The sequence below is a fragment of the Frankia sp. CoWAU3 genome (assembly GCF_977971855.1).
Genome location: NZ_CDWWXB010000003.1, coordinates 21106 through 25674, shown reverse-complemented (window position 1 = coordinate 25674; position 4569 = coordinate 21106). Strand labels below are relative to the sequence as shown.

Annotated in this window: 3 protein-coding genes; all 3 read right to left on the bottom strand. The window is 72.0% G+C overall.

Annotated features, from left to right (window positions below; genetic code table 11):
- The coding region (locus AC08ON_RS00850) for a glycine--tRNA ligase (RefSeq protein ID WP_476616287.1) at positions 1-2852 on the bottom strand (2852 nt) is incomplete at its 3' end.
- Positions 2853-3125: 273 nt separating this feature from the next.
- Complete coding sequence (locus tag AC08ON_RS00845) at positions 3126-3584, bottom strand: antibiotic biosynthesis monooxygenase (protein ID WP_476606123.1); 459 nt, start codon at positions 3582-3584, stop codon at positions 3126-3128.
- 59 nt (positions 3585-3643) lie between these two features.
- Complete coding sequence (locus AC08ON_RS00840) at positions 3644-4441, bottom strand: isoprenyl transferase (protein ID WP_043590755.1); 798 nt, start codon at positions 4439-4441, stop codon at positions 3644-3646.
- Positions 4442-4569: the final 128 nt, after the last annotated feature.

Here is a 4569-nt window from a genome sequence, read left to right as displayed (position 1 = left end):
CCGGCCGCCGTCTCCGCGGTGACAGCCGAATCGGCACCGGAGGACGCGAGCCGCTGGGCGAGCGCTGTCACGACCTCCAGCAGGTCGATCTCGGCGGGTTCGGTGAGGCGCTGCGCGTCGAGCACCGCCGGGGTCCCGGCCGGCACAATCCGGCGGACCCGCTGCAACGCGGCGGCCAGGGCGGCGAAGCCGGCGGCGGGTGCGGACTCCCCCTGGACGAGCTGCCGCAGTGTCACCAAGGTGGCGGCCGCGCGGGCCGGCGTGCCGGTGAGCGGCCCGACCGCGCCGACCAGGCGGTGGTCCACCCCGGCATCGAGTAGTTGCTGGACGTAGCGGCCACGGACAAACGTCTCGGCGGCCTCGAGCGCCTCGGCGGACACCGGCACCGGGGTGAGTCGGGCGGCGCGGGCCAGCGCGCCGGTGACGGTGAGGCCGGCGAGCTCGGGCCGGCTGCCCAGGATCGCGGCGACCCCGAGCGCGGCCCGGCGCAACCCGAACGGATCCGAACTCCCCGTGGGGGCCGCGTCGAGCGCGAACAGCCCGACAAGCAGATCGAGCCGGTCGGCGAGGGCCAGCAGGCCACCGGGGGCGGTACCGGGCAGCTGGTCACCGGCCCGGCGGGGCAGCTCCATCTCAAAGAGGGCGACGGCGACTGCCTCGGGCTCACCGGCCCGGCGGGCATACTCCCGCGCCATCGTGCCGGCGAGGCTCGACAGCTCGATGACCATCTGGGTGGCCAGATCGAACTTGGCGAGCGCGGCCGCCCGGCCCAAGGTGGCCCGGTCGTCCTCACCGAGGTCGATCTCCTCGGCGAGGTCACGCGCCAGCGCCGCGATGCGGTCGGCCCGGTCCGCGACGGAGCCGAGCCGCTGCTCGAACGTCAGCTTCGCGAGCTCCGCCCGGAACGTCTCGAGCGGCACCGTGATGTCGGCGTCGTAGAAGAAGGCGGCGTCGGTGAACCGGGCCCGGATGACGTCCTCGTTGCCTGCGCGGACCAGCGCTTGGTCGACCTTACCATCGGCGACGGCTACGAACGACGGCAGCAGCCGCCCGGCGGCGTCACGCACCGGCAGGTAGCGCTGGTGCTTGCGCATGACGGTGGTGAGGATCTCCGCCGGCAGGTCCAGAAAGCGTTCCTCGAAGGACCCGAGGATCGGGCACGGGAACTCGACGAGGTTCGCCACCTCGGTGAGCACGTCCGCCTCGGCGACGAGGTCGATGTGACCGCCGGAGTCCGCGGTGAGCTTGGCCGCCTCCCCGACGACGAGCTCGCGGCGAACCACCGGGTCGAGCAGGATCGACCGGGCAGCGAGCAGTTCTGGGTAGCCGGACGCGCTCGGCACGTCGAGCGGTGGGGAGCCGGCCCGCCGGTGGCCGCGGGTGGTCCGACCGGCCGCGAGCGTCGACACCGTCACCGGCACCACGGTCTCGCCGAGCAGGGCGAGCAGCCAGCGCACCGGCCGGCTGAACGACAAGGTCGGATCGTTCCAGCGCATGTTGCGCTCCGCGCGCAGCCCCGCCACCAGCTCACCGAGCACCCCGGCCAGCACCCGGGCGGCGTCCCGGCCGGCCTCGGTGCGCACGAGCGCGACATGCTCGACACCGCGGTGGGTGACGACCTGGAGGCCGGCGGGATCCGTACCCTGACCACGCGCGAACCCGACGGCGGCCTTCGTCGGCGCGCCGGCGGCGTCGTAGGCGGCCGAGACGCGCGGGCCGCGGACGACCCGCTCGACGTCCGACTCCCGGGGCGCCACCTCGTCAACGATCGCCACGATGCGCCGGGGAGTGCCCAGCACCCGGACCGCACCGTGCGTGAGGCGGGTGGCCGCCAGCCGCTCAACGAGGCCGGCGCGCACCGCCTCGATGGTCCGGGTCACCTCGGCCGCCGGGAGCTCCTCCGTCCCGATCTCGAACAGCAGGGTGGCCGGCGCCTCGGCCCGGGTGGTCACCGCGGCGGGCACCGCGGCCGGTGGCGGGGAGGCCGCCCCGAGGGGATGGCCGAGCTCCTCGCGGCGGTCCCGCCACAGCGTCGCGACCTCCCGCGACAGTCCGCGCATCTGCGCGAAGGAGGTGGCCCGCTCGGTGGTAGAGACCGCGCCCCGGGAGTCGAGGATGTTGAAGGCGTGCGAGCACTTCAGCACGTAGGAGTGCGCGGGGACGGGCAGCCGGGCGTCGATGAGCCGGCGGGCCTCGGCGGCGTAGTCGGCGTAGAGCCGGCGCACGGTGTCGATGTCGGCGTCGTCGAGGTAGTACCGGGACATCTCGTACTCGGCCTGGCCGAACACCTCGCCGTAGGAGATGCCGGGGGCGTAAGCGATCTCGCTGAAGTGGCGGACGCCCTGCAGGGCCATGAGGATGCGTTCCACGCCATAGGTGATCTCGACGCTGACGGTGTCGAGCGTCTGGCCACCGGCCTGCTGGAAGTAGGTGAACTGGGTGATCTCCAGGCCGTCGAGCCAGACCTCCCAGCCCAGACCCCAGGCACCGAACGCGGGCGAGGCCCAGTTGTCCTCGACGAACCGGACATCGTGGGCGGCGGTGTCGATGCCGAGCGCCGCGAGGCTACCCAGGTAGAGCTCCTGGGGGTTACCCGGATCCGGTTTGAGGATGACCTGGAACTGGGTGTGGGTCTGCAGCCGGTTCGGGTTGTGGCCGTAGCGGGAGTCGTCGGGACGGACCGAAGGTTCGACGTACGCGACCCGCCACGGCTCCGGTCCGAGCACCCGCAGCACCGTGGCTGGGTTGAGCGTACCGGCGCCGACCTCGGTGTTGAACGGCTGCACGATCATGCAGCCGCGGTCGGTCCAGTAACGGGTCAGCGCCAGCAGCGCGTCCTGCATGGTCAACATCGAGCGAGCCTCGGCATTTCGCTGTCGCGGTCACGAGTGGGGCGGGACACCCCGGCTCCGGAGACCGGACACCGGTCCGCCGGCGACCGGTGTCCGAAGAGAGCGGTCAGGCGATCAGGGAGGGGACTGTCCACAGGACATCGACACTCCGAATCCATGATCCATAAATTCATGATCAATAGATCTGCAAACCATAGATCCACAATCCATAGATCGTAGATTCCATGATGCTGGGTCGAGGCTACCGGTACCCACCGACAATCCCGCGGTTGGTCACGGCCGGCCGGCGCCCGGCGCACCGACGGAGCGCGGCGGCTCGCCGGGGGCCGCGGTGTCGGCGTCCGGCGTACGGTCGGACCGATGGGTCCGCGCCGAGCCGCCCGGCCCGTCCACCGACACCAGCACCTCGAAGGTGCCAGGCCCGTCAACCGCGAAGACGAGCAGCGGCGTCAGCGCGTACCGCACCTCGAAGGCGGACAACGCGCGACGCCACGCGCCCGGCCCGTCCCACTCGGTGGTCATCAGCCACGAGCCGGGTTCGTCGAGCGCCTGGGCGATCCGCCCACCACGGAATCCCGGGGCCCGGGCGAGCGCGTCGAGCGCCGGACGTGCCGCCGCGGCGAACCCCGCACCGCCCGGCACGGCGTCCCCAGGCACGGCGTCCCCAGGCACGGCGAAGGCGATCTGGGCGACGACCGGAGCACCGGCCGTCGGCACCGCCCAGTCGGGCACGGGGGAAGCGTCGGGTCCGGTCGGAACGTCGCGTCCGGTCGGAACGTCGGGCCCGGGCATCAGACGTGATGGGCGACGGTTCCGCCGTAGCGCCGGTCCCGTCGGGCGAAGTCCTCACAGGCGGACCACAGATCGCGCCGGTCGAAGTCCGGCCAGAGCGTCTCGACGAACGAGAACTCGGCATAGGCGGCCTGCCAGAGCAGGAAGTTGCTGAGCCTCTGCTCCCCGGAAGTCCGAATGACGAGGTCCAGATCGGGCATGTCGGGCTCGTCCAGGTAACGGCCGATGGTCGCCTCATCGATCCGATCGACGCGCAGCCGGCCCTCCCGCACGTCCCGGGCGATCGCCGCCGCGGCATCGGCGATCTCGGCCCGGCCGCCGTAGTTCACGCACATCACCAAGGTGAGCCGGTCGTTGTCACGGGTACGTTCCTCGGACGACTCCAGCCGCCTGATCACGTTCCCCCACAGCCGGGGACGACGACCCGCCCAGCGAACCCGCACACCGAGCGCGTGCATGTCCTCGATGCGCCGGCCGAACACCCCATCGGTGAAGCGCATCAGGAACGCCACCTCGTCCGGTGACCGTTTCCAGTTCTCCGTGGAGAAGGCGAACACCGACAACCATCGGACCCCGAGCTCGATTGCGCCCTCGACGCAGTCGAACAGGGCGTCCTCGCCGGCCTCGTGTCCTTTTGTTCGCGCCAGCCCGCGCATCTTCGCCCACCGTCCGTTGCCGTCCATGACGATGCCCACATGCCGCGGGACGAGACGCGACGGCAGGACCGGAGGTCGCGCGCCGGAGGGATGGGGATGCGGATCGCGAAACCGCGTCTTCACATCATTACGCAGCGCCACCGCCTACCTCCCCGCACCCGTCCGGGGCGGCTTCAAGCCGCAATCCGTCCTGCCGGTCCCAGCCATCACCACATCGTCCCCCCGTCGGCGCCGGGTCGCGCCGGACGCACCCACCGCCGCTTTCCGCC